This window comes from Rhodanobacter sp. UC4448_H15 (genome assembly GCF_052978265.1).
Genome location: NZ_CM129665.1, coordinates 3,644,529 through 3,670,796, shown reverse-complemented (window position 1 = coordinate 3,670,796; position 26,268 = coordinate 3,644,529). Strand labels below are relative to the sequence as shown.

At 66.3% G+C, this 26,268-nt stretch carries 17 protein-coding genes and 2 rRNA genes; 16 read left to right on the top strand and 3 right to left on the bottom strand.

The genetic code is table 11. The features are described 5' to 3' along the window. The first annotated feature begins 102 nt into the window (after positions 1-102). From ACVCMI_RS16810 to glpK, 4 genes are all read left to right on the top strand, one after another. Positions 103-2,981, top strand: a 23S ribosomal RNA gene (locus ACVCMI_RS16810). Positions 2,982-3,283: 302 nt separating this feature from the next. Next, positions 3,284-3,397: ribosomal RNA gene (rrf, locus tag ACVCMI_RS16805) — 5S ribosomal RNA — on the top strand. Between the two features lie 287 nt (positions 3,398-3,684). Next, entirely contained in the window at positions 3,685-5,223 is a 1,539-nt protein-coding gene (gene glpD, locus ACVCMI_RS16800; protein WP_447099521.1) for a glycerol-3-phosphate dehydrogenase, read from the top strand. Then, positions 5,220-6,725 (top strand): glycerol kinase GlpK, encoded by a 1,506-nt coding sequence (glpK, locus tag ACVCMI_RS16795; protein WP_447098021.1) that lies wholly within the window; start codon positions 5,220-5,222, stop codon positions 6,723-6,725. Before glpD ends, glpK begins: the two co-directional genes overlap by 4 nt. A gap of 7 nt (positions 6,726-6,732) precedes the next feature. On the opposite strand, the gene ACVCMI_RS16790 is transcribed toward glpK, so the two are convergent. Beyond that, positions 6,733-7,668, bottom strand: a complete 936-nt coding sequence (locus tag ACVCMI_RS16790) for a carbohydrate kinase family protein (protein WP_395120254.1) — start codon at positions 7,666-7,668, stop codon at positions 6,733-6,735. 272 nt (positions 7,669-7,940) lie between these two features. Between ACVCMI_RS16790 and ACVCMI_RS16785 the strand changes: the two genes are divergently transcribed. From ACVCMI_RS16785 to ACVCMI_RS16730, 12 genes are all read left to right on the top strand, one after another. Further along, positions 7,941-8,987, top strand: coding sequence for a rod shape-determining protein (locus ACVCMI_RS16785; RefSeq protein ID WP_395120252.1), 1,047 nt, complete (start codon positions 7,941-7,943; stop codon positions 8,985-8,987). A 21-nt stretch (positions 8,988-9,008) separates the two neighbouring features. Further along, positions 9,009-9,974, top strand: coding sequence for a rod shape-determining protein MreC (gene mreC, locus ACVCMI_RS16780; RefSeq protein WP_447098022.1), 966 nt, complete (start codon positions 9,009-9,011; stop codon positions 9,972-9,974). Beyond that, a complete protein-coding gene (gene mreD, locus ACVCMI_RS16775) occupies positions 9,971-10,456 on the top strand; it encodes a rod shape-determining protein MreD (RefSeq protein WP_395120250.1) in 486 nt (161 codons plus the stop codon). The genes mreC and mreD overlap by 4 nt, the downstream gene beginning before the upstream one ends. 16 nt (positions 10,457-10,472) lie before the next feature. Further along, positions 10,473-12,434: a penicillin-binding protein 2 gene (gene mrdA / locus ACVCMI_RS16770; protein WP_395120249.1), complete on the top strand. Its 1,962-nt coding sequence runs from the start codon at positions 10,473-10,475 to the stop codon at positions 12,432-12,434. Then, complete coding sequence (gene rodA, locus ACVCMI_RS16765; RefSeq protein WP_395120248.1) at positions 12,431-13,546, top strand: rod shape-determining protein RodA; 1,116 nt, start codon at positions 12,431-12,433, stop codon at positions 13,544-13,546. The genes mrdA and rodA overlap by 4 nt, the downstream gene beginning before the upstream one ends. A gap of 96 nt (positions 13,547-13,642) precedes the next feature. Next, positions 13,643-14,647: a lytic murein transglycosylase B gene (gene mltB / locus ACVCMI_RS16760; RefSeq protein ID WP_395120247.1), complete on the top strand. Its 1,005-nt coding sequence runs from the start codon at positions 13,643-13,645 to the stop codon at positions 14,645-14,647. Further along, positions 14,644-15,552 (top strand): septal ring lytic transglycosylase RlpA family protein, encoded by a 909-nt coding sequence (locus tag ACVCMI_RS16755; RefSeq protein WP_447098023.1) that lies wholly within the window; start codon positions 14,644-14,646, stop codon positions 15,550-15,552. Before mltB ends, ACVCMI_RS16755 begins: the two co-directional genes overlap by 4 nt. Positions 15,553-15,628: 76 nt before the next feature. Next, complete coding sequence (locus tag ACVCMI_RS16750) at positions 15,629-16,873, top strand: D-alanyl-D-alanine carboxypeptidase family protein (protein WP_395120245.1); 1,245 nt, start codon at positions 15,629-15,631, stop codon at positions 16,871-16,873. Continuing rightward, on the top strand, positions 16,873-17,163 hold the full coding sequence (locus ACVCMI_RS16745) for a YbeD family protein (protein ID WP_395120244.1): 291 nt from the start codon (positions 16,873-16,875) through the stop codon (positions 17,161-17,163). Before ACVCMI_RS16750 ends, ACVCMI_RS16745 begins: the two co-directional genes overlap by 1 nt. 107 nt (positions 17,164-17,270) lie before the next feature. Beyond that, complete coding sequence (lipB, locus tag ACVCMI_RS16740) at positions 17,271-17,969, top strand: lipoyl(octanoyl) transferase LipB (RefSeq protein WP_447098024.1); 699 nt, start codon at positions 17,271-17,273, stop codon at positions 17,967-17,969. 11 nt (positions 17,970-17,980) lie between these two features. Then, positions 17,981-18,991, top strand: coding sequence for a lipoyl synthase (gene lipA / locus ACVCMI_RS16735; protein WP_395120242.1), 1,011 nt, complete (start codon positions 17,981-17,983; stop codon positions 18,989-18,991). Positions 18,992-18,999: 8 nt separating this feature from the next. Continuing rightward, on the top strand, positions 19,000-21,249 hold the full coding sequence (locus ACVCMI_RS16730) for a carboxy terminal-processing peptidase (protein ID WP_447098025.1): 2,250 nt from the start codon (positions 19,000-19,002) through the stop codon (positions 21,247-21,249). 93 nt (positions 21,250-21,342) lie between these two features. Here the strand turns inward: ACVCMI_RS16730 and ACVCMI_RS16725 are convergent, their stop codons facing one another. Next, positions 21,343-23,235, bottom strand: coding sequence for a sulfotransferase (locus tag ACVCMI_RS16725; protein ID WP_447098026.1), 1,893 nt, complete (start codon positions 23,233-23,235; stop codon positions 21,343-21,345). Positions 23,236-23,337: 102 nt separating this feature from the next. Further along, positions 23,338-26,214 carry a TonB-dependent receptor plug domain-containing protein gene (locus tag ACVCMI_RS16720; RefSeq protein ID WP_447098027.1) on the bottom strand — a complete coding sequence of 959 codons (2,877 nt, stop codon included), beginning with the start codon at positions 26,212-26,214 and terminating at the stop codon, positions 23,338-23,340. Between the last annotated feature and the right edge of the window lie 54 nt (positions 26,215-26,268).

Genomic DNA, 26,268 nt, shown 5'->3' with positions numbered 1-26,268 from the left:
GTCTTGGTTCGAACCGAACCGAGGCAAGTGTTAAGGCACGAAACGAAGTAACTTGGCTGCCCCTGAGGAGGGGGCATGCCCCGAGGCGACTTGGGGTTATATGGTCAAGCGACTAAGCGTATACGGTGGATGCCTTGGCAGTCAGAGGCGATGAAGGACGTGGCAGCCTGCGAAAAGTGTCGGGGAGCTGGCAACAAGCTTTGATCCGGCAATGTCCGAATGGGGAAACCCACCGCGCAAGCGGTATCGCATGATGAATACATAGTCATGCGAGGCGAACCCGGGGAACTGAAATATCTAAGTACCCGGAGGAAAAGAAATCAACCGAGATTCCGTCAGTAGCGACGAGCGAACGCGGACTAGCCCAAAAGTATCTTGTGTTCTAGTCAAACGGCATGGAAAGGCCGGCCATAGATGGTGATAGCCCAGTCGACGAAAGGGCACTTGATATGAAATTGAGTAAGGCGGGGCACGTGAAACCTTGTCTGAACATGGGGGGACCATCCTCCAAGGCTAAATACTCCTGACTGACCGATAGCGAACTAGTACCGTGAGGGAAAGGCGAAAAGAACCCCGGAGAGGGGAGTGAAATAGACCCTGAAACCGTATACGTACAAGCAGTGGAAGCCCGCAAGGGTGACTGCGTACCTTTTGTATAATGGGTCAGCGACTTACTGTCTGTGGCAAGCTTAACCGTATAGGGGAGGCGAAGAGAAATCGAGTCTGAATAGGGCGCATAGTCTCAGGCAGTAGACCCGAAACCGAGTGATCTATCCTTGGCCAGGTTGAAGGTGCGGTAACACGCACTGGAGGACCGAACCCACATCTGTTGCAATAGATGGGGATGAGCTGAGGATAGGAGTGAAAGGCTAAACAAACTCGGAGATAGCTGGTTCTCCTCGAAAGCTATTTAGGTAGCGCCTCGGACGAATCTTCCTGGGGGTAGAGCACTGTTATGGCTAGCGGGTCATCGCGACTTAGCAAACCATGGCAAACTCCGAATACCAGGACAGACTATCCGGGAGACACACGGCGGGTGCTAACGTCCGTCGTGAAAAGGGAAACAACCCAGACCCGCAGCTAAGGTCCCCAAGTTCTAGCTAAGTGGAAAACGATGTGGAAAGGCATAGACAGCCAGGAGGTTGGCTTAGAAGCAGCCATCCTTTAAAGAAAGCGTAATAGCTCACTGGTCGAGTCGGTCTGCGCGGAAGATTTAACGGGGCTAAGCTAGACACCGAAGCTCGGGGTGCACAGCAATGTGCGCGGTAGAGGAGCGTTCCGTAAGCCTGTGAAGGTGGATTGTAAAGTCTGCTGGAGGTATCGGAAGTGCGAATGCTGACATGAGTAACGATAAGGGGGGTGAAAAGCCCCCCCGCCGAAAGCCCAAGGTTTCCTCGCGCAACGTTCATCGGCGCAGGGTGAGTCGGCCCCTAAGGCGAGGCAGAAATGCGTAGTCGATGGGAAGCGGGTTAATATTCCCGCACTTTTCTACAGTGCGATGTGGGGACGGAGAAAGTTAGGTCTACCGGGCGTTGGTTGTCCCGGGGAAAGGAGGTAGGCATGGATCTTTGGCAAATCCGGGATCCTTTATGCCGAGCACTTATGACGAGCCCTTTTGGGCGAAGTGACTGATACTACGCTTCCAGGAAAAGCCACTAAGCTTCAGCTGTAGAAGAACCGTACCGTAAACCGACACTGGTAGGCAGGGTGAGAATCCCAAGGCGCTTGAGAGAACTCGGGTGAAGGAACTAGGCAAAATGGCACCGTAACTTCGGGAGAAGGTGCGCCCATCAGTGTGGCTACATGCGTAGCTGAGCACCGATGGGTCGCAGTAACCTGGCCGCTGCGACTGTTTATCAAAAACACAGCACTCTGCAAACACGAAAGTGGACGTATAGGGTGTGACGCCTGCCCGGTGCTGGAAGGTTAATTGATGGGGTCAGCCGCAAGGCGAAGCTCTTGATCGAAGCCCCAGTAAACGGCGGCCGTAACTATAACGGTCCTAAGGTAGCGAAATTCCTTGTCGGGTAAGTTCCGACCTGCACGAATGGCGTAACGACAGCGGCGCTGTCTCCACCCGAGACTCAGTGAAATTGAATTCGCTGTGAAGATGCAGCGTTCCCGCGGCAAGACGGAAAGACCCCGTGAACCTTTACTATAGCTTTACACTGAACGTTGAGTTCTTCTGTGTAGGATAGGTGGGAGGCTTTGAAGTGCAGACGCCAGTTTGCATGGAGCCATCCTTGAAATACCACCCTGAAGTGCTTGACGTTCTAACCTCGGCCCGTTATCCGGGTCAGGGACCGTGTATGGTGGGTAGTTTGACTGGGGCGGTCTCCTCCCAAAGAGTAACGGAGGAGCACGAAGGTACGCTCAGCGCGGTCGGACATCGCGCACTGTGTGCAAAGGCATAAGCGTGCTTGACTGCGAGATCGACGGATCAAGCAGGTACGAAAGTAGGTCTTAGTGATCCGGTGGTTCTGTATGGAAGGGCCATCGCTCAACGGATAAAAGGTACTCCGGGGATAACAGGCTGATACCGCCCAAGAGTTCATATCGACGGCGGTGTTTGGCACCTCGATGTCGGCTCATCACATCCTGGGGCTGTAGCCGGTCCCAAGGGTATGGCTGTTCGCCATTTAAAGTGGTACGCGAGCTGGGTTCAGAACGTCGTGAGACAGTTCGGTCCCTATCTGTCGTGGGCGTTGGAGATTTGAGGGGGGCTGCTCCTAGTACGAGAGGACCGGAGTGGACGTTCCGCTGGTGTTCGGGTTGTCTCGCCAGAGGCATTGCCCGGTAGCTATGAACGGAAGTGATAACCGCTGAAAGCATCTAAGCGGGAAGCACGCCCCAAGATGAGATCTCCCGAGAGCTTGACTCTCCTGAAGGCACCATCAAGACCAGGTGGTTGATAGGCAGGATGTGGAAGCGCAGCAATGCGTTGAGCTTACCTGTACTAATGAGCCGTGCGGCTTGACCATATAACCCCAAGTGGCTTTGTTTGACGCAGGTCCCTCTGCGGAGCCACCGGCCATCCCTGGCCGGACTCTTCAAAGGAGCCGCCTCGAGCACTGTCTCGAAACGGTTGAATTTCACCTCGACGCTTGTCACTCGTTTACGATTTATCTCACGTGAGATCCCTCTCACGGAAAGAAGAGTCAACACCTCGCCATCCATGGCGGACTCTTCAACACCTCGAGGGATCTTTCGCGGAAGAGCCGGCCGTCAGGGCCGTCTCTTCAGAAACGTGGAGCTGGCGCACGCGCGCTGCTCCCACCCCTTCCCTGGCGGCCATAGCGGCGTGGTCCCACCTGATCCCATCCCGAACTCAGAAGTGAAACGCGCATGCGCCGATGGTAGTGTGGCTTTGCCATGCAAGAGTAGGTCACCGCCAGGGGCTTTATCCCGAAACACCCTCACCGGCAACGGTGGGGGTTTTTCTTTTCTGCCGCCGCCACCGCCGCCCGCAACCTGCAACAGGTCACCGCCAGGGAGTTCGTTCTCGAGGTGGGCCTGCGCTCGGGTGGCAAGCGCCGCCCATCCCGCGATCAACCCGCTACGTTCCTGGCAAAACAGGAGCAAAGCTGTGCCGGGAAGGCCGTTCCATGACACGGGCCGACTGGTTGCAGGGGCGGCGTGTTAGCGTGTTGTGGGGTTGCCGGCTCGGCGCAGGCGAGGGCGATGATGGCGGGGCATGACACGAACATCCTGGTCGTCGGTGGCGGCATCAATGGGGCGGGAATGGCACGTGATGCGGCAGGCCGCGGACTTTCGGTGACGCTTTGCGAGCAGGACGACCTGGCCGGGCACACCTCCAGTGCAAGCACCAAGCTGATCCATGGCGGCTTGCGCTACCTGGAACAGCACGAATTCCGGCTGGTGGCGAAGGCGCTGGCCGAGCGCGAGGTGGTCATGCGGCTGGCACCGCACATTGCCTGGCCGCTGTTGTTTGTCCTGCCGCACGAATCGCACCTGCGCCCGGCCTGGATGATCCGGCTCGGCCTGTTGCTGTATGACAGCCTGGGTGCCGGCCATCGGACGCTGGCCGATTCGCGCGCGGTGGATCTGCGCAGCCATGTCAGCGGCGCGCCGTTGAAAAACACGTACACACGCGGTTTCGTGTACTCCGATGGCTGGGTGCAGGACGCACGCCTGGTCGTGCTCAATGCGATGGATGCGCACCGGCTCGGGGCCGATGTCCGGGTGCGCACGCGCTGCGTCTCCGCGCACGTCGAGGATGGCGTGTGGCAGGCTCAGCTGCTTGGCCCCGACGGGCAGATGGACAGCTGCCGTGCGAAGGTGCTGGTCAATGCGTGCGGCCCGTGGGCCGGGCGCTTCCTGGGTGACGTGCTGGGCCGCGATCGGCATCCACGCGTGCGGCTGGTGAAGGGCAGCCACATCGTGCTGCCGCGGCTGTTCGAACACGACCACGCTTACATATTCCAGCAGCCCGATCGACGCATCGTGTTCGCGATCCCCTATGAGGACGACTACACCCTGGTGGGCACCACCGATCTCGACTATGCCGCCGACCCCGCGAACGTCGTGATCGACGCTGGCGAGGTTCGCTACCTGTGCGACGCCGTCAATCGCTACTTCCGCACGCCGGTGCAGCCGAAGGATGTCGTGTGGAGTTACAGCGGCGTGCGGCCGCTGCTGGATGAGGATGGCAACGCCAGCACGGTCAGCCGGGACTATCGCATCACGCTGGACCACGAACAGGGCGCCCCGCTGCTGAATGTCTTCGGCGGCAAGATCACCACCTACCGGCGACTTGCCGAGGAAGCGGTGGATCAATTGGCTGAAGTCTTGTGGCCCGAGCGGTCGGCATGGACTGCCCAAGGCGATCCCTTGCCAGGCGGCGATTTTGCCGATGCCGAACGGCTGCTCGCGGCCTGGTCGCAGCGTTGGCCCTGGCTGCCTTCCTCGCTCGCGCATCGCTGGTTCCGGCACTACGGCACCTGCACCGAAACCCTGCTCGGCGAAGCGTGCGCCATGGGCGATCTGGGTGAGCACTTCGGCGCCGACCTCTACCAGCTCGAACTGGATTATCTCATCCGCGCGGAATGGGCGCGCAGCGGGGACGACGTGCTGTGGCGCCGTACCAAGCTCGGGTTGCGCCTGAGTCCGGTGGAACACCACCGGGTGCACGCTTACGTGGCGCGGATGGTTCCGATGCTGGTGGGTGCAACCGCGGAGAGAGCAGAGGCACAATCGGCATGAGCGGGAAAGCACACTTCGTCGTCGCCATCGACCAGGGCACCACCAGTTCACGCGCGATGGTCTTCGACGCGCAAGGTTGCGTGGTGTCTTCGGCACAGCGCGAGTTCGAGCAGATCTTTCCGCGCTCAGGCTGGGTCGAGCATCGCCCGCGCGACATTCTCACCAGCGTCCAGGTCACCCTGACGGAAGCGATGCACAAGGCCGGGATCGAGGCGTCGGCGGTGGCCGGTATCGGGATCACCAACCAGCGCGAAACCACCGTGGTCTGGGATCGTGCTACCGGCGAGCCGGTGTACAACGCGCTGGTGTGGCAGTCGAGGCATTCGGCGAAACTGTGCGAGTCCATGCGCAGCGAGGCCGTCGACGCGCTGGTGCGCGAGCGTACCGGTCTGCTGCTGGACGCCTATTTTTCCGCGACCAAGCTGAAATGGCTGTTCGAGCACGTCAGCGGGGTGCGCGAACGGGCGCAGCGCGGTGAACTGCTGTTCGGCACGATCGACAGCTGGCTGGTGTGGAACCTCACCGGCGGTCGCACCCACGTCACCGACGTGACCAATGCCTCGCGCACGCTGCTGTACGACATCCATCGGCAATGCTGGGACGACGACCTGTTGGCCCTGTTCGGCGTGCCCGCCTCGATGCTGCCGCAGGTGCGCGGCTGCAGCGAGATCTACGGGCGCATCGAGCCGAAGTATTTTTTCGGTCGCGACGTGCCGATCTGCGGCATCGCAGGCGACCAGCAGGCCGCCCTGTTCGGCCAGGCATGCTTCGAGCCGGGCATGGCCAAGAATACCTATGGCACCGGCTGCTTCATGCTGATGAACACCGGCCACTCCGCGGTGCCGTCGCAGCATGGCCTGCTGACCACGCTGGCCTGGAAGCTGGGCGACAAGGTGGAGTACGCGCTCGAAGGAAGCATCTTCGTGGCCGGTTCGGTGGTGCAATGGTTGCGCGACGGCCTGCACCTGCTGGACCGGGCCGAGCAATCGCAAGCCTGCGCCGACAGCGTGGATTCCACCGAAGGTGTGTATCTGGTGCCCGCCTTCGCCGGGCTGGGGGCACCGTACTGGCACGCCGACGTGCGTGGCGCCATCTTCGGCCTGTCGCGCGGCACGAGCCGCGAGCACCTGATACGCGCGGCGTTGGAGTCGATGGCCTACCAGACGCGCGACGTGCTGGCCGCGATGGAGGCCGACGCCGGCATCGCGCTGAAGGAGTTGCGCGCCGACGGCGGCGCCATCGGCAACGATTTCCTGGCCCAGTTCCAGAGCGACATGCTCGGCGTGCCGCTGCTGCGGCCCCGGATTACCGAAACCACCGCGCTGGGCGCCGCCTATCTGGCCGGCCTGGCGGTCGGCGTCTGGGACAGCCGCGAGCAGATCGCGCGGTTGTGGCAGCAGGATCGCCGCTTCGATCCCGCGATGGAGGCATCCCGTCGCGAGCGCCTCTACAGCGGCTGGCAAGCGGCGGTGCAGGCCACGATGGGCTTTCCCGCGAGCTGACTTCCACTCAGTCCAGTGCGTATCCGAACTGGTCGGCGAACTCCGCGGCAAACTCGGCGTAGTTGAAACGCTGGTTCTGGGTGCCGGGGTGCTCGACCTTCAGCGCACCCATCAGCGAGGCGATCCGGCCGGTGGTGGGCCAGTCCTTGCCATGCATGATGCCGAACATCAGGCCGGCCCGGTAGGCGTCGCCGCAGCCGGTCGGATCGACGATGACGCGCTCGCGCGCCGGCGGAATGTGGTGGCTCTCCTCGCCCACGTGGATCACCGAACCGCGTGGACCCTGGGTCACGATGTAGGCGGTGACATGGCTGGCGATCTCCGCCGCACTCCAGCCGGTGCGAGTCTGCAGCAACTGGGATTCGTAGTCGTTGACGATCACGTAAGTCGATTTGGCGATCATCGAGCGGAACTCGTCGCCGTTGAACAACGGCATCGCCTGGCCGGGATCGAAGATGAACGGCACGCCGCGCGCGGCGAATTCGTCGACGTGTTGCAGCATCGCCTCGCGGCCATCGGGCGCCACGATCGCGAAGTCGATCTGCGGGATGTCGCGGACGTGGTTCTCCTGCGCACTGGACATCGCGCCGGGGTGGAAGGCGGTGATCTGGTTGTTGTCCAGGTCCGTGGTGATGAAGCACTGCGGGGTGAACTGCTCCTCGAACACGCGCACGCCATCGAGCCGGATGCCGCAGTCCTGCATGTGCTGCCGGTAGGGCGCGAAATCCTGGCCCACCGCTGCCACCGGCAGCGGGTCGCCGCCCAGCAGCTTGAGGTTGTAGGCGATGTTGCCGGCGCAGCCGCCGAACTCGCGCCGCATGGCCGGCACCAGGAACGACACGTTCAGGATGTGCATCTGGTCGGGCAGGATGTGGTTCTTGAACTGATCCTGGAACACCATGATGGTGTCGTAGGCGAGCGATCCGCAGATGACGGCAGGCATGATGCGAGAAAACCCCGATTTGAGATGGGAGGCTGCGGGCGCGTGCCCGGACGGGCAGAATCGGTCCCTGCAGCCAAAGGCCGCCATCGTACCGCCATCCGTCCGCGCTGGCGACTTCGCGACCTGCTTCGCAGTTCAGTCCACGGCACAGGAAAATCGCTTATGGCCGTGTTGCACAAGGGTTTCTTAACGTGTTTTTCCTTGCGTGGAACGGTGGGCCTGACTAGACTGGCGAGCTTGTCTGTTTAGCCTGGCCGACCCACGGCGGACCCATGTTCAAGAAGTTCCGCGGCATCTTTTCCAACGACATCTCCATCGACCTCGGCACGGCCAACACGCTGATCTACGTGCGTGGTCAGGGCATCGTGTTGAACGAGCCTTCGGTGGTGGCGATTCGCCAGGACCGCGGCCCCGGTGGTCCGCGCACGATCGCGGCGGTGGGTGGCGACGCCAAGCGCATGCTGGGCCGCACGCCGGGCAACATCGCCACGGTGCGCCCGATGAAGGACGGCGTGATCGCCGACTTCACCATGACCGAGGCGATGCTGCAGCACTTCATCAAGCAGGTGCACAAGTCGCGCTTCCTGCGGCCGAGCCCGCGCGTGCTGGTCTGCGTGCCGTGCGGCTCGACCCAGGTCGAGCGCCGCGCCATCAAGGAATCGGCCGAAGGCGCCGGTGCCCGCGACGTGTTCCTGATCGAAGAGCCGATGGCTGCGGCGATCGGTGCCGGCATTCCGGTGCACGAGGCGCGCGGCGCGATGGTGCTGGACATCGGCGGCGGCACCTCCGAGGTGGCGGTGATCTCGCTCAACGGCATCGTCTACTCGCAGTCCGCCCGCGTCGGCGGCGATCGTTTCGACGAGGCGATCATCAACTACGTGCGCCGCAACCACGGCACCCTGATCGGCGAATCCACCGCCGAGCGGATCAAGCTGCAGATCGGCTGCGCGTTCCCGCAGGACGACGTCAAGGAGATCGAGATCTCCGGGCGCAACCTTGCCGAGGGCGTGCCGCGCATGTTCACGATCAACTCCAACGAAATCCTCGAGGCACTGCACGAGCCGCTGGCCGGCATCGTGGCGGCGGTGAAGTCGGCGCTGGAACAGACTCCGCCGGAACTGTGCTCCGACGTCGCCGAGCGCGGCATCGTGCTCACCGGCGGCGGCGCGCTGCTGCGCGACCTGGACCGGCTGATCTCCGAGGAAACCGGCCTGCACGTGCAGGTGGCCGACGACCCGCTGACCTGCGTGGCGCGCGGCGGCGGCAAGGCGCTGGAGCTGATCGATCAGCATGGCAGCGACTTCTTCTCGCCCGAATAGCGCGCGGCAACGGGGGCCGCGATGGCGCGCGCACGCGAAGGTTCTTCCCCCCTGTTTGCCGGCAACGCGGCCGGCACGCTGCGGCTGATCGTCTATCTGGCGCTGGCGGTGGTGCTGATGGTGCTTGACCAGCGCAATGGCTGGCTGTGGCAGCTGCGCTCGGCCGCCTCGGCGGTGGTCGAGCCGGTCTATCGGCTGGCCGGCCTGCCTGCGGCCGGGGTGCACACCCTCGGCGTCGCGTTTGCCGATCGCCAGCTGCTGACCTCGCAGAACCAGCGCCTGCGCGAAGACCTGCTGCTGGCCAACGCCAAGTTGAACCGCATGGCCGCGGTCGCCGAGCAGAACGAACGGCTGCGGCGGTTGCTCGATACCCAGCACAGCCTGAAGCTCAACGTGCAACTGGCGCGGGTCATCGGCGTGGATCTCGGCGCGTACCGTTATGAGCTGACCTTGAACATGGGCTCGCGCGACGGCGTCGAGCCCGGACAGCCGGTGATCGATGCCCACGGCGTGATGGGCCAGGTGAAGGCCGTGCTGCCGCACACTGCCGTGGTGATGCTGATCACCGACCCCTCGCATGCGATCCCGGTGACGATCGCGCGTACCGGCTTGCGCACGGTGGCCTACGGTTCGCGCGACGGCGACCAGCTGAGCCTGCCCAACCTGCCGCTGGCGGCTGACGTGCGCGCTGGCGACAAGCTGCTCACCTCGGGCATCGGCGGCCGTTTTCCGCCGGGGTTCCCGGTGGGCCGGATCGACAGCGTGGCGCCGGCGCCGACCGGCATGTTCCAGGTCGCCCTGGCCACGCCGGCGGCGGACCTCGATCGCAGCACCGATGTACTGCTGCTGCACGACCAGGCCGAACCCAAGGGGCCGCCCGACCTGCCCGTTCCGGCAGGTCCGCCGCAGGTCTTGGCGCCGGCCGCTTCCGCCAGCGTGGCCGCGCCGGCGGTGCACCCGGGTCAGGCCGGCGGGGTACCGCGATGAGTCGCGCGCGGCTGAGCCAGTGGTGGTTCGTCGGCACGCTGGCCGCGGCGCTGCTGCTGATGCTGGTGCCGCTGCCCGGCGTGCTGGAGCCGTTCAAGCCGTATTGGCCGGCGCTGGTGTTGCTGTACTGGGCGCTGGAAGCGGAAGACCGGGTGAGCCTGGGCCTTGCCTTCGGCGTGGGATTGCTTGCGGACCTGCTCGACGGCGTGCTGCTGGGCGAGCAGGCGCTGCGGCTGTGCGCGCTGGTCTTCATCACCGTGCGATTCCGTTCGCGATTGCGCTTCTTCCCGATGTGGCAGCAGGCGCTGGCGGTGCTTGCCTTGCTGCTCAACGATCGCTTCCTGCTGCTGCTGGTGCGCATGCTGGCCGGCGCTTCGCTGCCGCCGGCGAGCTGGTGGATTTCCCCCTTCGTCGGCGCGGCGTTGTGGCCGTTCCTGTTCCTGTTGCTCGACGACCTGCGCGCGCGGCTGCGGATCCAATGAAGCATGAGCCGGTGAGATGAAGAGTCGCCGCGCGCTCAAGAACGTCCGTGACGAGACCGCGCTGTTCCGTCGACGCGCGCTGGTGGGTTTCGTGCTGATCCTGCTGGGGCTGGGCGGGCTGGTCGGGCGTTACGTGGTGCTGCAGGTCGCGCGACACGACGAGTTCGCCACCCGCTCGACCAACAACCGGGTCAAGCCGCGCGCGATCCCGCCGGCGCGCGGCCTGATCTACGACCGCAACGGCGTGGTGCTGGCCGACAACGTGCCGGCGTTCCGGCTGGAAGTGGTGCCCGAGCAGGTCAAGGACATGCCCGCTCTGCTGGCGCGGCTGGGCCAGGTGGTGCCGCTGGACCAGGACGACATCGACGCGTTCAACAAGCAGTTGCGGCAGAGCCGGCGTTTCGACAGCGTGCCGCTGAAGATGCACCTGACCGAAGACGAGATCGATCGTTTCGCGGTCAATCGCTGGCGCTTTCCCAACGTCGACGTGGTGCCCTACCTGACCCGGCATTATCCGTTCGGCCCGTTGTTCGCCCACGTGGTCGGCTACGTCGGGCGCATCGACGCCGACGACCTGCAGCGGCTGGACGCGGATCGCTACCAGGGCACCAGCCATGTCGGGCGCAGCGGCGTGGAGCGTTCCTACGAGGACGTGTTGCACGGCAAGCCCGGCTACGAATTGCTGGAGGTCAACGCCGATGGCCGCACCCAGCACGTGCTGGAAACCCATGCGCCCACGCCCGGCCGCAGCCTCTACCTGAGCATCGACGCGCGCATCCAGAAGGCGGCCGAGGCGGCATTCGAGGGCCGTCCCGGCGCGGCGGTGGCGATCGATCCGCGCAACGGCCAGGTGCTGGCGATGGTCAGCGTGCCCACGTTCGATCCCAACCTGTTCGTCAACGGCATCAGCCAGGCCGACTACCGCGCGCTGACCACCGACCCGGACAAGCCGCTGTACAACCGCGCGCTGCGGGGCGTCTATCCGCCGGGCTCGACGGTGAAACCGTTCCTTGCACTCGGCGGGCTGGAGCTGGGCCTGCGCAAGCCGTCGGACACGGTGTTCTCCAACGGTCAGTTCTGCCTGCCGGGGCAGACGCGCTGCTACCGCGACGACAAGCGCGGCGGCGACGGCACCGTGGACATGGTCACCGCGATCGAGAAGTCGACCAACACGTATTTCTACAAGCTGGCGCTGGACATGGGCATCGACCGGCTGAGCCAGTGGATGAGTCGCTTCGGCTTCGGCCGCGAGACCGGGATCGACCTGATCGGCGAATCCGACGGCATCCTGCCCTCGCGCCAGTGGAAGGCGGCCAACAGCAAGCAGCCCTGGTATCCCGGCGAAACGGTGATCGCCGGCATCGGCCAGGGTTACTGGGCGGTTACCCCGCTGCAACTGGCGCATGCGGTGGCGACCCTGGCCGGCGGTGGCGTGCCGTACCTGCCGCGGCTGGGCATGGCCACCAGCACGGTCGGCGAGGCGCAGCGCCAGCCGCTGCCCAATCCGCCGGGCGCCACGTTGATCCGCCAGCGCGGCGACTGGGCGGTGATCAACGCGGGCATGCGCGCGGTGATCACCGAAGGCACCGGCAAGGGCCTGAACGACGGCTTCCCCTACGCGATCGCCGGCAAGAGTGGCACCGCCGAGCGCTACTCGCGCACCAGCGACGCGTACGACACCAATCGCAACACCGCGTATCTGGCCACCCGCCATCGCGCCTGGTTCATCGCCTACGCGCCGGCCGACCACCCGCAGATCGCCGTAGCCGTGGTGCTGGAGCAGGGCGCCTGGGGCGCTTCGGCGGCGGGGCCGATCGTGCGCAAGATTCTCGATGCGTGGCTGGCCACCCACCAGGGCGTGCTGCCCGGCGCCGAGCGATTGCCGGATGCCGCACCGCTCCCATCCGCCGCGCCGGCACCGGCCGGCTCGGTCGTCGAGGACGTGCCCGTGTCCGCCAGCAGCGAGGTGCAACCATGATCGGCGTGCTGCGCGCGCGCATGCGCCGCTTCGCGCACCGGGTGATGACCCGGCGCCGGATCGACCTGCCGCTGGCGGCCGGCCTGTTCGTGCTGGCCTTGATCGGCCTGGCCACGCTCTACAGCGCGGGCGATCGCAGTCTGGCCCTGGTCGGTGGCCAGGCCGCGCGTTTCGTGTTGGGCGGCGCCTTGCTGCTGCTGGTCTCGCGCATTCCGCCCCCGGTGCTGCGCAGCTGGACGCCGGGCCTCTACGCCGTCAGCGTCGCCTTGCTGGTGGTGGTGGCGATCCTCGGTGAAGGGCGCGGTTCGATGCGCTGGCTGGATCTGGGCGTGATGCGTTTCCAGCCGTCCGAACTGCTCAAGCTCACCACGCCGATGATGGTGGCCTGGTACCTCCACCCGCGGCAGCTGCCGCCGGGCTGGAAGGACATCGCGGTGGTCGGCATCCTGATCGCCATTCCTGCCGCCTTGATCGCCGAACAGCCGGACCTGGGCACGGCGGTGCTGGTGGCCACGGCCGGCGCGTTCGCGCTGTTCCTCTCCGGCATGGCGTGGTGGCGCATCGGATTGCTGGTGGGCGCGGTGGTGGGCATGATCCCGATCGGCTGGCACTTCCTGCACCAGTACCAGCGCGATCGCGTGCTGACCCTGCTCAATCCCGAATCCGATCCGCTGGGCAACGGCTGGCACATCATCCAGTCGCAGATCGCGGTGGGCTCCGGCGGCGTGTTCGGCAAAGGCTGGCTGCACAGCACGCAGTCGCGGCTGGATTTCCTGCCCGAGCACACCACCGATTTCATCTTCGCGGTGTTCTCCGAGGAGTTCGGCCTGGTCGGCGTGTGCGCGCTGATCGCGCTGTACGCGTTCATCATCGGCCGCTGCCTGTGGATCGCGATGGAGGCGCGCGATACGTATTCGCGCCTGCTCGCCGGCGCGATCGGCATGAGCTTCTTCGTCTACGTGTTCGTCAACGGCGGCATGGTGGCCGGCATGCTGCCGGTGGTCGGCGTGCCGATGCCGATGATCAGTTACGGCGGCACGTCGGCGGTGTCGCTGTTGACCGGTTTCGGCGTGCTGATGTCGATCCATGCCAATCGCAAGAGCCACATCTGAATCGCGCCCCGCGCGCGCCATGCGTGGGGCCGAAGTCGCCGCGGCTTGCATGGTAGGCTCTCGCTGACCCCGATTTTCCCTTTGCGAAGGCCTTGCATGTCCGTGCATCCCGTGTCCCGTGTGTGCTGTTGCCTGCTGGTCCTGCTGTCGTGGGTGGCTGGAACGGACACCGCGCTGGCCGCCCATCCGGGGCAGGCGAAACTGGTGCAGGAGGTGGCGCACGACACCGGCCAGAGCCCGGCCGCGCTCAATGCGCTGCTCGACGGCGCCACCAAACAGCAGTCGATCCTCGACGCGATCAGCCGCCCGGCCGAGGCCAAGCCGTGGAAGGACTATCGACCGATCTTCCTCACCGATGCCCGCATCGACGGCGGCATCGCGTTCTACCAGCAGCATCGCGCACTGCTCGACCGGATCGCGACCGAGTACGGCGTGGCGCCGCAATACGTGGTGGCGATCATCGGCGTGGAGACCAATTACGGCCGCATCGTGGGCCGCTACAAGGTGCTCGATGCGCTGGTGACGCTGGCCTTCTACTACCCGCCGCGCGCGCCGTTTTTCCGCGACGAGCTGAAGACCCTGCTGGAGCTTCCCGCCAGCAAGCTGGCCGGTCCGCTGGACTCGCTGGTCGGCTCCTATGCCGGCGCGCAGGGCTGGGGCCAGTTCATGCCTTCGAGCATCCGCGACTACGCGGTTGACGAGGATCACGACGGTCGCATCGACCTGCACGATTCGGCCGACGACATCGTGGCCAGCGTCGCCAACTACCTGCACGGGTACGGCTGGGAGCGCGATGCCCCGGTGGCGGCGCGGGCGCAGCCCGATGCCAAGGCGCACGCGAGCGACCTCAACGAGCTCATGCCGAAGCATCCGCTGGAACAGTTCGAGGCATGGGGCTACGCGCCGCTGCAGCGGATCGACCCCGGCCGGCTCGCCAGCCTGCAGCAGCTCGAAGGCCCGGCCGGGCCGGAGTACTGGTTCACCTTCCAGAATTTCTACGTGATCACCCGCTACAACCGCAGCCCGTTGTACGCGATGGCCGTCGAACAGCTGGCGCAGGCGATCGCCGCCGGCGTGGCGCAGGCGGACGCGGCGCGGTGAGGTTCGTCGCGGTCGCCGCCGTGCTCGCGGCCAGCGCGCTGCTTGCCGCGTGCAGCGGGCCGCGCAGCCGGCCGTCGTCGTCGTCCGGCGCGGGCCATCGCGGCGTGTCCGGCACGGCATCGCCCGCGGGTGAAGGTGGCATCCACGACGACCTCAGTCGGCCGCAATCGAGCCGCTACCGCGACGGCCGCGACAGCGTGCCGCCGCCGATCGACGTCAGCAAGCTGTCCGAGCCGGTGCCGAAGGCCGAGCCGCGCTCGCGCTACGGCAACAAGTCGCCCTACAGCGTGCGCGGCAAGACCTATCGCGTGCTGTCCACGGCGCGCGGCTACGACGAGCGCGGCATCGCCTCGTTCTACGGCAACAAGTTCCACGGCTACAAGACCTCCAACCTCGAAACCTACGACATGTACGCGTTCAGCGCGGCCAGCACCACGCTGCCGCTGCCCAGCTACGCGCGCGTCACCAACCTGGAGAACGGCAAGAGCGTGGTCGTGCGGGTCAACGACCGCGGACCGTTCCACGACAACCGGCTGATCGACCTGTCCTATGCCGCGGCAGTGAAGATCGGCATCTGGCCCAAGGGCACCGGCCTGGTCGAGGTGCGCGGCATCGACCCGGCGCATCCGGCGCAGGAACTGCCGCCGCCGGAGACGGTCTCAGGCAGGCACCCGGGAATCTACCTGCAGGTGGGTGCGTTCGCCGACGCGTCCAATGCCGACCGCCTGGCCCGGCGCCTGCGTGCGGCCGACCTCGGCACGGTGCAGGTGATCGACGGCGTGGCGCATGGCCAGCGCCTGCGCCGCGTGCGGGTCGGCCCGCTCGACAGCGTGGATCGTGCCGACGAAGTCAGTCGCCGGATCGAACGCATGGGTCTGCCCTCGCCGCAGGTCGCGGTAGACTGAGCAGGATTTGCGCAGGCTTCCTTGCCACTTCGGCGCGCGCAACGCCGATCCTCGAAAAACCGGACTCGAAAACACGATGAACTTTCTTCGACGCACCCTGATGCCGTTTGCCGCCGTTGCCGTCCTGCTGGTCGGCGCCGCGATGGCGCAGACCCCGCCCCATCCGTCGCCCGTGCCGCGCCCGGCCATGCCGGCCGCACCGGTGCCGCCGCCGCCGGACGTCGATGGCGCCAGCTGGGTGCTGATGGACTACGCCACCGGCCAGATACTTGCCTCGAAGGATCCCGATGCGCGTCGCGCGCCGGCCTCGCTGACCAAGGTGATGACCGACTACGTGGTGTCGGCCGAGCTCGCCAACGGCCGCATCCACACCAGCGACATGATCACCATCAGCGAGCATGCGTGGCGCGGCGGCGGTGCCGGCACCGACGGCTCCACCAGTTTCCTCAAGCTGGGCAGCCAGGTGCCGCTGATGGACCTGCTCAAGGGCATGATCGTGCAGTCCGGCAACGACGCGGCAATCGCGCTGGCCGAGCACACCGCCGGTTCGGAGGATGCCTTCGCCAACCTGATGAACGCCTACGCCAAGCAGTTGGGCATGGCCAACTCGCACTTCTCCAACGCCTCCGGCTATCCGGTGCAGAACCACTACAGCTCCGCGCGCGACGTCGCGATCCTGTCGCGCGCGCTGATCCACAACTTTCCGGACGACTACGCCATCTCGGCGATCAAGTCGTACGAGTGGAACGGCATCAAGCAGCAGAACCGCAACGAGCTGCTCTGGCGCGATCCGGCCGTGGACGGCATCAAGACCGGGCACACCGCCGACGCGGGCTTCTGCCTGGCGGCGTCCGCCAAGCATGGCGACGAGCGCATGATCGCGGTGGTGATGGGCGCCAGCTCCAACAAGGCGCGCGCCGATTCGGCGATGGCCCTGCTCAACTACGGCTTCCGCTTCTACGAGACGCACAAGCTGTACGACACCAGCAAGCCGCTGGCGACGCCGCGGTTGTGGAAGGGCGAGGCGGACACCTTGCCGATCGGCGTGGCCAGCGACGTGCTGGTCACTGTCAAGACCGGCCAGTACGACAAGCTCAAGGCGGTGATGGACATCCCCTCGACCCTGATCGCGCCGTTCAAGAAGGGCCAGCAGATCGGCAGCCTGCGCATCAGCCTGGATGGCCAGGCGCTGCAGACGGTGCCGCTGGTCGCACTGGCCGACGCGCCGCAGGGTGGCTTCTTCTCGCGCCTGTGGGACAGCATCCTGCTCTGGTTCCACAAGGACACCGGCAACACCGAGCAGGCGCCGAGCGCCAAGTGATGCAACCGATCGACTTCGACAAGGCGAAGCGGCAAGGCCGGGGCTTCCAGTTCCCCGGCGAGTTCGAGATCACCGCCGTGGGCAGCGCCAGCGCCGACCTGCCCCGCCACGTGCCGCAACTGCTCGAACGCGCCGGTCTGCACGTGCTGCACGAAACCGTGCGTCACCGCCATTCCGGCGCCGGCAATTTCGTCTCGGTCACGGTCACATTCCGCTGCGACAACCGCGAGCAGTACGAAGCAGCGCATCACGCACTGCGCGCCGATGCGGATGTCCGGTATACGTTGTGAGGCCGGGATTCGGGATGGGGGATTCGCAAGAGCCGCGTCCCGAGCCTCCGCGTCGCATGGGTTCGGCGGCTCTTGAACCAGAAGAATTGCAAGGCCACAAGCTCGTCGTGAACCACGAATCCCGAACCCCCCATCCTGAATTCCGGCCCCTGGTCATCCGCCGCCTCGGCCGCCAGCCCTACGCGGCGACCTGGCAGGCGATGAGCGCGTTCACCGACAACCGCACCGCCGACACGCCGGACGAGCTGTGGCTGCTGGAGCACGACCCGGTGTTCACCCTGGGCCAGGCCGGCAAGATGGAGCACGTGCTGGCGCCGGGCGACATCCCGGTGATCCCGGTCGACCGCGGCGGGCAGGTGACCTACCACGGGCCCGGCCAGATCGTCGGCTACCCGCTGATCGACTTGCGCCGCATCGGCGTGGGCGTGCGCGAGCTGGTGCGGCGGATCGAGCAGGCGCTGATCGACACGCTGGCGCACTGGCAGGTGGCGGCGGCGCGCCGCGAAGGCGCCCCCGGCGTGTACGTGGGCGAGGCCAAGATCGCCGCGCTCGGCCTGCGCGTGCGTCGCGGCTGCAGTTTCCACGGGCTGGCCTTCAACGTGGCCATGGACCTGGAGCCGTTCGAACGCATCAACCCCTGCGGCTACAAGGGTTTGGCGGTCACGCAACTGGTAGACTTGGGCGGTCCGTCGCAGCTGGCGGACGTCGAGACGGTGCTGGCCGACGAGTTCTGCCGCCAGTTCGGCTTCGTCGCCGCGCCCGCTGCCCCCCTGATTCCCGAACTCCCCGCGCGCGCCGCGGTCTGAACTCCTCTCCCATGAGCGAAACCAGCGCCCCCTTGTCCAAATCCATTCCGATCCAGGTCGTGGCCGGCACCGGCACGGTGGAGAAACAGCTCGGCAGCGACAAGATCGCGCTGAACCGCGCCGGTTTCGACACCAGCGTGCCGACCCTGCGCAAGCCCAACTGGATCCGCGTGCGCCTGCCGCAGGGCAACGCGGTGCAGCAGCTGAAGGCCCGCCTGCGCGAGAACGCGCTGGTGACCGTATGCGAGGAGGCCTCCTGCCCCAACATCCACGAATGCTTCAGCCACGGCACCGCCACCTTCATGATTCTCGGCGAGGTGTGCACGCGGCGCTGCTCGTTCTGCGACGTGGCGCATGGCCGGCCGCAGCCGCCGGATGAACTGGAGCCGGCGCGCCTGGCGCAGACCATCGCCGACATGCGGCTGAAGTACGTGGTGATCACCTCGGTCGACCGCGACGACCTGCGCGACGGCGGCGCGGCGCACTTCGCCAGCTGCATCCGCGCGGTGCGCCATGCCAGCCCGGCCATCCGCATCGAGATCCTCACCCCCGATTTCCGCGGCAAGGGCCGCATGGAACGGGCGCTGGAAGTGCTCAAGGCATTCCCGCCGGACGTGTTCAACCACAACCTGGAAACCGTGCCGCATCTGTACCGCGAGGTGCGCCCCGGCGCCGATTACCAGTGGTCGCTGGACCTGCTCAAGCGCTTCAAGGCGCAGCACCCGCAGGTGCCGACCAAGTCCGGCATCATGCTCGGCCTGGGCGAGACCCGCGAGCAGGTGCTGCAGACGCTGCGCGACCTGCGCGACCACGATGTGGAGATGATCACCATCGGCCAGTACCTGCAGCCCACGCCGCACCACCATCCGGTGCTGCGCTACTGGACGCCCGAGGAATTCCACGCGCTGCGCGAAGCCGGCGAAGCCATGGGCTTTCATCACGTCGCCTCCGGCCCGCTGGTGCGATCGTCCTACCACGCCGACCTGCAGGCGCATGCAGCCGGTGTCACCGAATCCGCCTGAGAGCATCCATGAAACTTCGCCCCGCGCTGGTCCTGCTGTTCGTTCTCTCCGCCAGCTGCGCCTTTGCGCAGTCCGCGGCCGACCTGGGTGCCGGCCCCCAGCCGCGCAAGGCGGCCATCTGGCCGCTGGAGCCCACGGCCGAACAGGCCCAGGCCGCGCAACTGTCCGCGCGCTTCCTGACCCGCTTCCACTACGACGCCCAGCCGCTGGATGACGCGATGTCCGCGCGCATCTACAAGGCATATTTCAAGATGCTCGACGGCGACAAGGTGTTCTTCACCCAGGCCGACATGGACAAGTTCGCGCCACTGAAGAGCAAGTTCGACGACGCGATCTGGAACAGCGACCTCTCCGCGCCGTTCGCCATCTTCAACCTGTACCTGCAGCGCGCCGTGCAGCGCATGAGCTACGCCCGCGAGCTGCTGAAGAACGGCTTCGACCTCAGTCGCGACGAGAGCTACGAGGTCGACCGCAAGGACGCCGCCTGGCCGAAGGACGAGGCCGCCGCGCAGGACCTTTGGCGCAAGCGCACCAAGAACGACTGGCTGCGTCTGAAGCTGGCCGGCAAGGACGACGCGGACATCCGCAAGACGCTGGACAAGCGCTACAGCGGCTACATCGACCGCATCCGGCAGATCAACAGCGCCGACGCGTTCCAGACCTTCATGAACGCCTACGCCGAATCCACCGACCCGCACACCGACTACCTCGGCCCGGAGGCGGCGGCCAACTTCGACATCGCGATGAGCCTGTCGCTGCAGGGCATCGGCGCGCAGCTGCAGTCGCGCGACGACTACACCATGATCGTCAAGCTGATCCCCGGCGGCCCGGCGATGAAGTCGCACAAGTTCAAGCCGGGCGACCGCATCGTGGCGGTGGGCCAGGGCGACAAGGGCGCAATGGTGGACGTGGTCGGTTGGCGCATCGACGACGTCACCGCGCTGATCCGCGGCAAGAAGGGAACGGTGGTGCGGCTGGAAGTGCTGCCCGCCGATGTCGGCCCGGACGGCAAGCACGAGCTGATCACCCTGGTGCGCGACAAGATCAACCTGGAGGATGCCGCGGCCAGCAAGAAGGTCATCGAGATCAAGGACGGCGCGGTCACCCGCAAGATCGGCGTGATCGACCTGCCCTCGTTCTACTCCGATTTCGGCGCGCGCAGCGCCGGCGACAAGGATTACCGCAGCACCACCCGCGACGTGGCCAAGCTGATCGCCGAGCTCAAGCAGGAAGGCGTGCAGGGCATCGTGGTGGACCTGCGCAACAACGGCGGCGGCTCGCTGGCCGAGGCGGATTCGATGACCGGCCTGTTCATCGACAAGGGCCCGGTGGTGCAGGTGCGCGGCTCGCACGGCGAAGTCCAGGTGCAGGGCGACGACGATGCAGGCATGGCCTGGAGCGGTCCGCTGGCGGTGCTGGTCAACCGCGGCACGGCTTCGGCCTCGGAGATCTTCTCCGCGGCGATCCAGGATTATCACCGCGGCCTGGTCATCGGCGAGCCGACCTTCGGCAAGGGCACCGTGCAGACCCTGGTGGACCTGGACAAGTTCGCCTCCGGCGACAGCGAGAAGCCGCAGCTGGGCGAACTGAAGATGACGATCCAGGAGTTCTTCCGCATCAACGGCGGTTCCACCCAGCTCAAGGGCGTCACCCCGGACATCGAGTTCCCGAAGAACGGCGACGAGAAGGACTTCGGCGAATCGACCTACGACAACGCGCTGCCGTGGACGCAGATTCCGCCGGCCGACTACCAGCCGGTGGCGAACCTCTCCGCCTACCTGCCGCAGCTGCTCAAGCAGCACGACCAGCGTGCGGCGCAATCGCCGGCGTGGAAGCTGATGCTGGACGAGCTGGCGCAGTACAAGAAGATGCGCGACATGACCACGATCTCGCTGAACCTGGCCACCCGCGAAGCCGAGCGCAAGCAGCAGGAGCAGATGCAGGCCGCCTTCCGCGCGCGGCACGTCGCCATCGACGGCAGCGACGCGGCCCTGCCGGAGGCGGGCAGCACGCTGGACGACGGCCTCAACCCCAACGAGCGCAGCATCAAGAGCGAGCTGAAGGAAGAGAAGGACGCCAAGAACGCCAAGGACCCGCAGCTCCAGGAGACCGCGCACATCCTGTTCGACGCGATCGGCATGATCAAGGCCGACCCGAAACTGGCCAGCGAGGTGCTGCCTTACGGCGGCAAGTTCTCGCCGCACGCACTGGCCAGCGTAACCACCCCCGCGCCGTCCGCGAGCAGCCCGGCGCACTGAGTATCCCGCTGCGCACGACGACAAGGCGGCACTGCCTGTCGTCGTGCGTGCGGGAGCCTGCGGCCCGCAGGCGCTTGTCCCGCGGGCCGTCTCCTACCCGTCGTAGCCGAAGCGTTCGAGCCACGGTTGCAGCACGGGCAACACCGGTTCGAAATGCTCGCGGTAGTCGCGCCAGCGGCCCACCGCCTTGCGATAGACGCCGCGGGTGACCTGCGCGTAGCTGGGCGTGCTGATGTGCTTCTCGCGCGCATGCTCGGCGAAGCGCTGCAGGGGCGAGGCATCGGCCAGGTCCAGGAACCGCGCCAGTCGTGTCGCCTGGTCGCCGAACTGCTCCACCACGGATTCGTAGCGCCACTCCAGCACCTGCGGGGCGAACACCTCGACATCGCGCTGCCATTGGGTGAAGGCGCGCGCGTAGCCCTGCGCCAGGCGCGGCAGGGAGGAGCACAGCACCATGAACGCCGGCGAGCGGAACGATTGCATGCTGCAGCTGAGCAACACGTCGCAGGGATGGCGCAGGCAGAGAATGATCCGTGCATGCGGAAACAGCCGCATGATCATCGGCAGGCACTGCATGTTCAGCGGGTTCTTGTCGACCAGCCGGCGCGGCCCGAGGTCGGGACGCACCTGCGCGACCCGTCGGCGATAGCTGCGGCGCAGGGCATCGGCATCGTCCTGGCTCAGTGAGGCGAGATCGGCGGGATAGCGCTGGCCGACGCGTTCCATGCTTTCGATCAGCTCATGGATGTAGGCACGCTCGTCCATGGACCGGAAATCCGGGTGGGCGTCGAGCATCTGTTCCAGCAAGGTGGTACCCGAGCGCGGAAAGCCGACCACGAAGACCGGGCTCTCCATGGAGCCGGGGGCGCGCAGCTCGGTCCAGCGGGCGTAGTCGTGCGGTTCGACCACGCAGTCCGCCAGCGGCAGCGGCTGGCTGTCCGCCGCCAGTCGCTCCGGCACGACCTGGCGGGCGATCTCCAGTTGCGCCGCGTGCGCCGCCTGCAACGCGTCCCATGCCTCGGCGTGGCGGCCCAGCCGGTCGCAGGCGATGGCGAGGCCGAAACCGACGCTGGCCCGGCTCTCGTCGTCGAGCGGCTGCGCCAGCACGCGCCGGAACAGCGCCGCTGCCTCGGCGTGCGCGCCGTTGCGTGAGGCCATCGCGGCGTGCGCGCGCCAGCCGTCGGTGCGCGCTTGCACGGCGCCCGGCGGCAGGGCGTCGATCGCGGCCAGCGGCAGTTGCTGCAGGTCCTGCTGTGCGCGTTCGACCTGGTTGCTGCGCTCGTGCAACACCACGCGCTGGGCGGCGATGCGCAGGCGCAGCGGAGCGGCCGCGGCCTCCGTCGGCGGCAACTGCGCGCGCGCGAGCGTGCGCAGGGCCGCCTCGGAAGCGCCCTGCACCGACAACATGGCGGCCAGGATCAACGCCTGTTCGGCGGGTTGCGGCGGCCACTCGCCGGCGCCGTCGAGCATTTCCTCCTGTGCCGCGTTGTCGCCGCAGACGTAGCAGGCGTAGGCCGCCTGCAGGCGGGCCTCGATGAATGAAGGGGCGAGACTGGCCGCTTCCAGCAGCGCCTGCCGTGCCGCCGGCCAATCGCGTTGCTGGGTGTACAGCAGGCCGAGGTTGTAGTGCACCTCCGCATCGCCCGGCGCGAGCTGCCGGGCCTGACGCAGGGCCTGTCCGGACGCGGCGAGGTCGCCGGCCAGGCGAGAGGCCACGCCGAGGTTGTTCCAGTAGGCCGAGACGGCCGGTCGCAACTGGCACAGGCGGTTGAACGTGGCGGCCGCCCGTGCGTGCCGGCCGGTGGCCTGTTGCGCCACGCCGAGCAGGACGAGCACGCCTTCGTCGTCGCCGGCGGCATCCGCCGCCTGCGCCGCCAGTTCGATGACGCGCTCTGCGTCGCCTGCATTCCACGCGCTCGCCATGGCGGCGGCCAGCGTGCTGGCCGGAGTGCTGGGCGGATCGGCGGCGGGCGGGGGCGGGGGCATGCGGCCTCGGTGGGGTGGTGTCCGGCGCCCATTATGCAAGAGGGCCGCGGTTTGCCCGCGGCCCTCCTGGGGGTTTGCAACGACTGCGATGGAGCTAGGACATCAGAACTTCACGGTGGCGCGGGCCCAGTAGTAGCGACCGAGCACGTCGTAGGTGGAGACGTCCACGTTGTAGTTGGAACCGTTCTGATACATCAGCGGCGGTGCCTTGTCGGCGATGTTGTCCACGCCGACGTCGAAGCGGGTGTGGATCGACGGCACCGCGTAGCCGAGCTGGATCGAGTGGTAGGTCACCGAGGCGATCGGAATGTTCACGCCGGGAATGGCCGCATCCGTGTTGAGCGCGGTCAGGCTGTTGATGTAGCGCGACTGCCACTGGGCGTTCCAGTTGCCCTTGCTCCAGTTCAGCGTGACCGTGCCGCGCAGCCGCGAGATGTTGCCGAACTGCTGGCTGTAGGTGCCGGCGTAGTCGATGGCCTGTGCGCCCGGCTCGCCGGGGGTGGCGTTGTTCCTGTAGGTGGAGGTGTAGCTGCTGTTGAGGCCCACCTGGAAGTCGCCCGGGTCCACGCTGCCCATGTTGAAGTGGGGCACCTTGTAGCGCAAGGTGAAGTCGACACCCGACGTATTCAGCGTGCCAAGGTTGACCACCGGCGTGTTGATCAGGAACACCTGGCCCGGCTGGCGGCTGGTGGTGTCCTCGCGATGGATCAGCCCGCAGTACGGGCTGGCACTGTTGTTGAAGCACGAACTGACGACCAGGTCGCCGGTGATCGCGGTCAACGTGTCGGACAGGTAGATGTGCCAGAAGTCGAGGCTGGTGGAGAAGCCGGGCAGCCACTCCGGCGAGTAGACCAGGCCGAGGTCGATGGATTTGCCCTTTTCCGGCTTCAGCGAGTTGCCCACGGTGGCGGCACCGGAATAGAACGTGTTGACCTGCGCCGGCGAGTTGCCGCCCCAGTTGACCGGCACGTACTGGCAGGCCGCGGCATGCTGGGCCAGATCGGCCGCGCTGAGGTTGACGCAGGGGTCGTTCAGGGTGGGCTGCACCAGGGTGCGGCCGTCGTAGAGCTCGTTGAGGTTCGGCGCGCGGAACACCTGCGAGACGGTACCGCGGACCAGCAGATCGGCCACCGGCTTCCATTCGATCGCGACCTTGCCGTTGGTGGTGCTGCCGCTGGTGCTGTAGTTGGAGGAGCGCACGCCCAGGTCGATGTTCAGTGACTGCGCCCCGGGCGCATCGGCGAGCAGCGGGATCAGGGTTTCCGCGTAGATCTCCTTGACGTTGTAGCTGCCGCTGGCGGGCGAGCCGCATGCTTCCTGCAGGATCTGGCACTGGGTGGTGACCGGGTCGAGCACCGCGAACGGGCTCACCGTGTACTTCATCGTCTGCTTGCGGTACAGCGCGCCGACCGACAGCTGCATGGCGCCGGCGGGCAGGTCCCACAGGTCGCCGCTGGCGTCGAACTGCGCCTGCTTGGTCGAGTTGGTCATGACATAGATCGGCGTCTTCACGCCGGCGCTCAGCAGCTTGCCCACCGCCGGGTCGGCCTGGTTGAAGATGTTGGCGCCGGCATCGACCGCCGCCTGCAGGGCGGGGATGTCCACCTCGTTGGTGTCGCGCTGGTCGCGCTTGCTGTGGCTGTAGTTGATCGACGCGTCCCAGATCCAGCTGCTGTCCTGGCCGAAGTTGCCGCGCAGGCCGGTGTTGATCTGCGCGTTGTCGGTCTTGTAGCTGTGCACGCGGGTGCCGGCGCCGGTCAGGCGGGTCTGGAAGTTGTAGCCGCTGTTCGGGTCGCCCGGCACCGCGTTCTGGCTGAAGGTGACGCCGAACGGGTTGATCGGGTTGCTGGAGGAGATGATCAGGCCGTCACCGGTACCGACCGGCGAGGGGGCGTCCTGGCCGCTGGATTCGGTGCGGTTGTAGAACGCGTTGACGTAGGCCTTGAGGTTGGGCGTCAGGTCGTAGCTGCCCAGCACGAAGCCGTTGGTGCGCTTCTGCGCGGTCTGCATGTAGTTGAGCGCGGCATAGTTGTAGGTGTCCGAACCGAGCCGGCACCGGTAGTCGCCGAGGTTCGAGCCGTCGCCCGTGGCAAGCGTCACGTTGGCGGTGCCGGACGAGTTGATCGCGCAGCCGTACTGGCTGGCGATCGAGGCCGGCAGCTGGATGCGGCCGGTCGGGATCGAGCTGGAGCCGGCGGCGATGATGGTGCCGCTGGACAGGTACAGCTGCTGCCGCGAGAAGTCGCGTTGCGAGGCCAGCGTGGCGTCGTACTTGTTGTAGTCGAGGCCGCCGACGATGCTGTAGTTGTCGCCGGACATGCCGCCGGTCAGGTTGAAGCCGCGACGCTGCGAATCGCCGTGGCTGGAGATGCCGTCGTTCAGGCTGAACTGGACGCCCTGGAAATCCTTGCGCAGGATGAAGTTGACCACGCCGCCGATGGCGTCGGAGCCGTACACGGTGGAGGCGCCTTCGGCCAGCACGTCGACGCGGTCGATCATGTCCGGCGGCAGCATGTTGATGTCCGAGTTGACCATGCGCTGGCCATCCACCAGCACCAGCGTGCGATTGATGCCCAGGCCGCGCAGCGAGACGCGCGAGGCGCCGCCGCCGGCTTCCAGCAGCGGGCTGGCGACGCCGCCGCCGTTGCTGTTGTTGGAGGGGTTGGTGGCGTTGCCGGAGATCGCCGGCATGTCCTGCAGCACGTAGCCCAGGGTGGGCTTGCCGGAGTTGGTGATGGCCTCGCGGTCGATGGTCACCACCGGGCTGGCGGTTTCCACGTCCACGCGGCGGATCAGCGAGCCGGTGACCACCACGGCGTTCAGCGTCTTGGCTTTGTCCTTGGAGGCCGGCGTGGCCTGATCCGTCGTGGGCGGATTGGTGGTCGTCGTCTGGGCCTGCAGCCCGCCGGCGACCGAGAGCATCCCGGCGGTCAATGCGAGACGCACAGCCAGTGACAGGTGATTCAAGTCGTATTTCATGTGGTTTCTTTCCCCAGTGGTGATGGCTCGGCCCTGTAATGTCGAGCGCGTCCA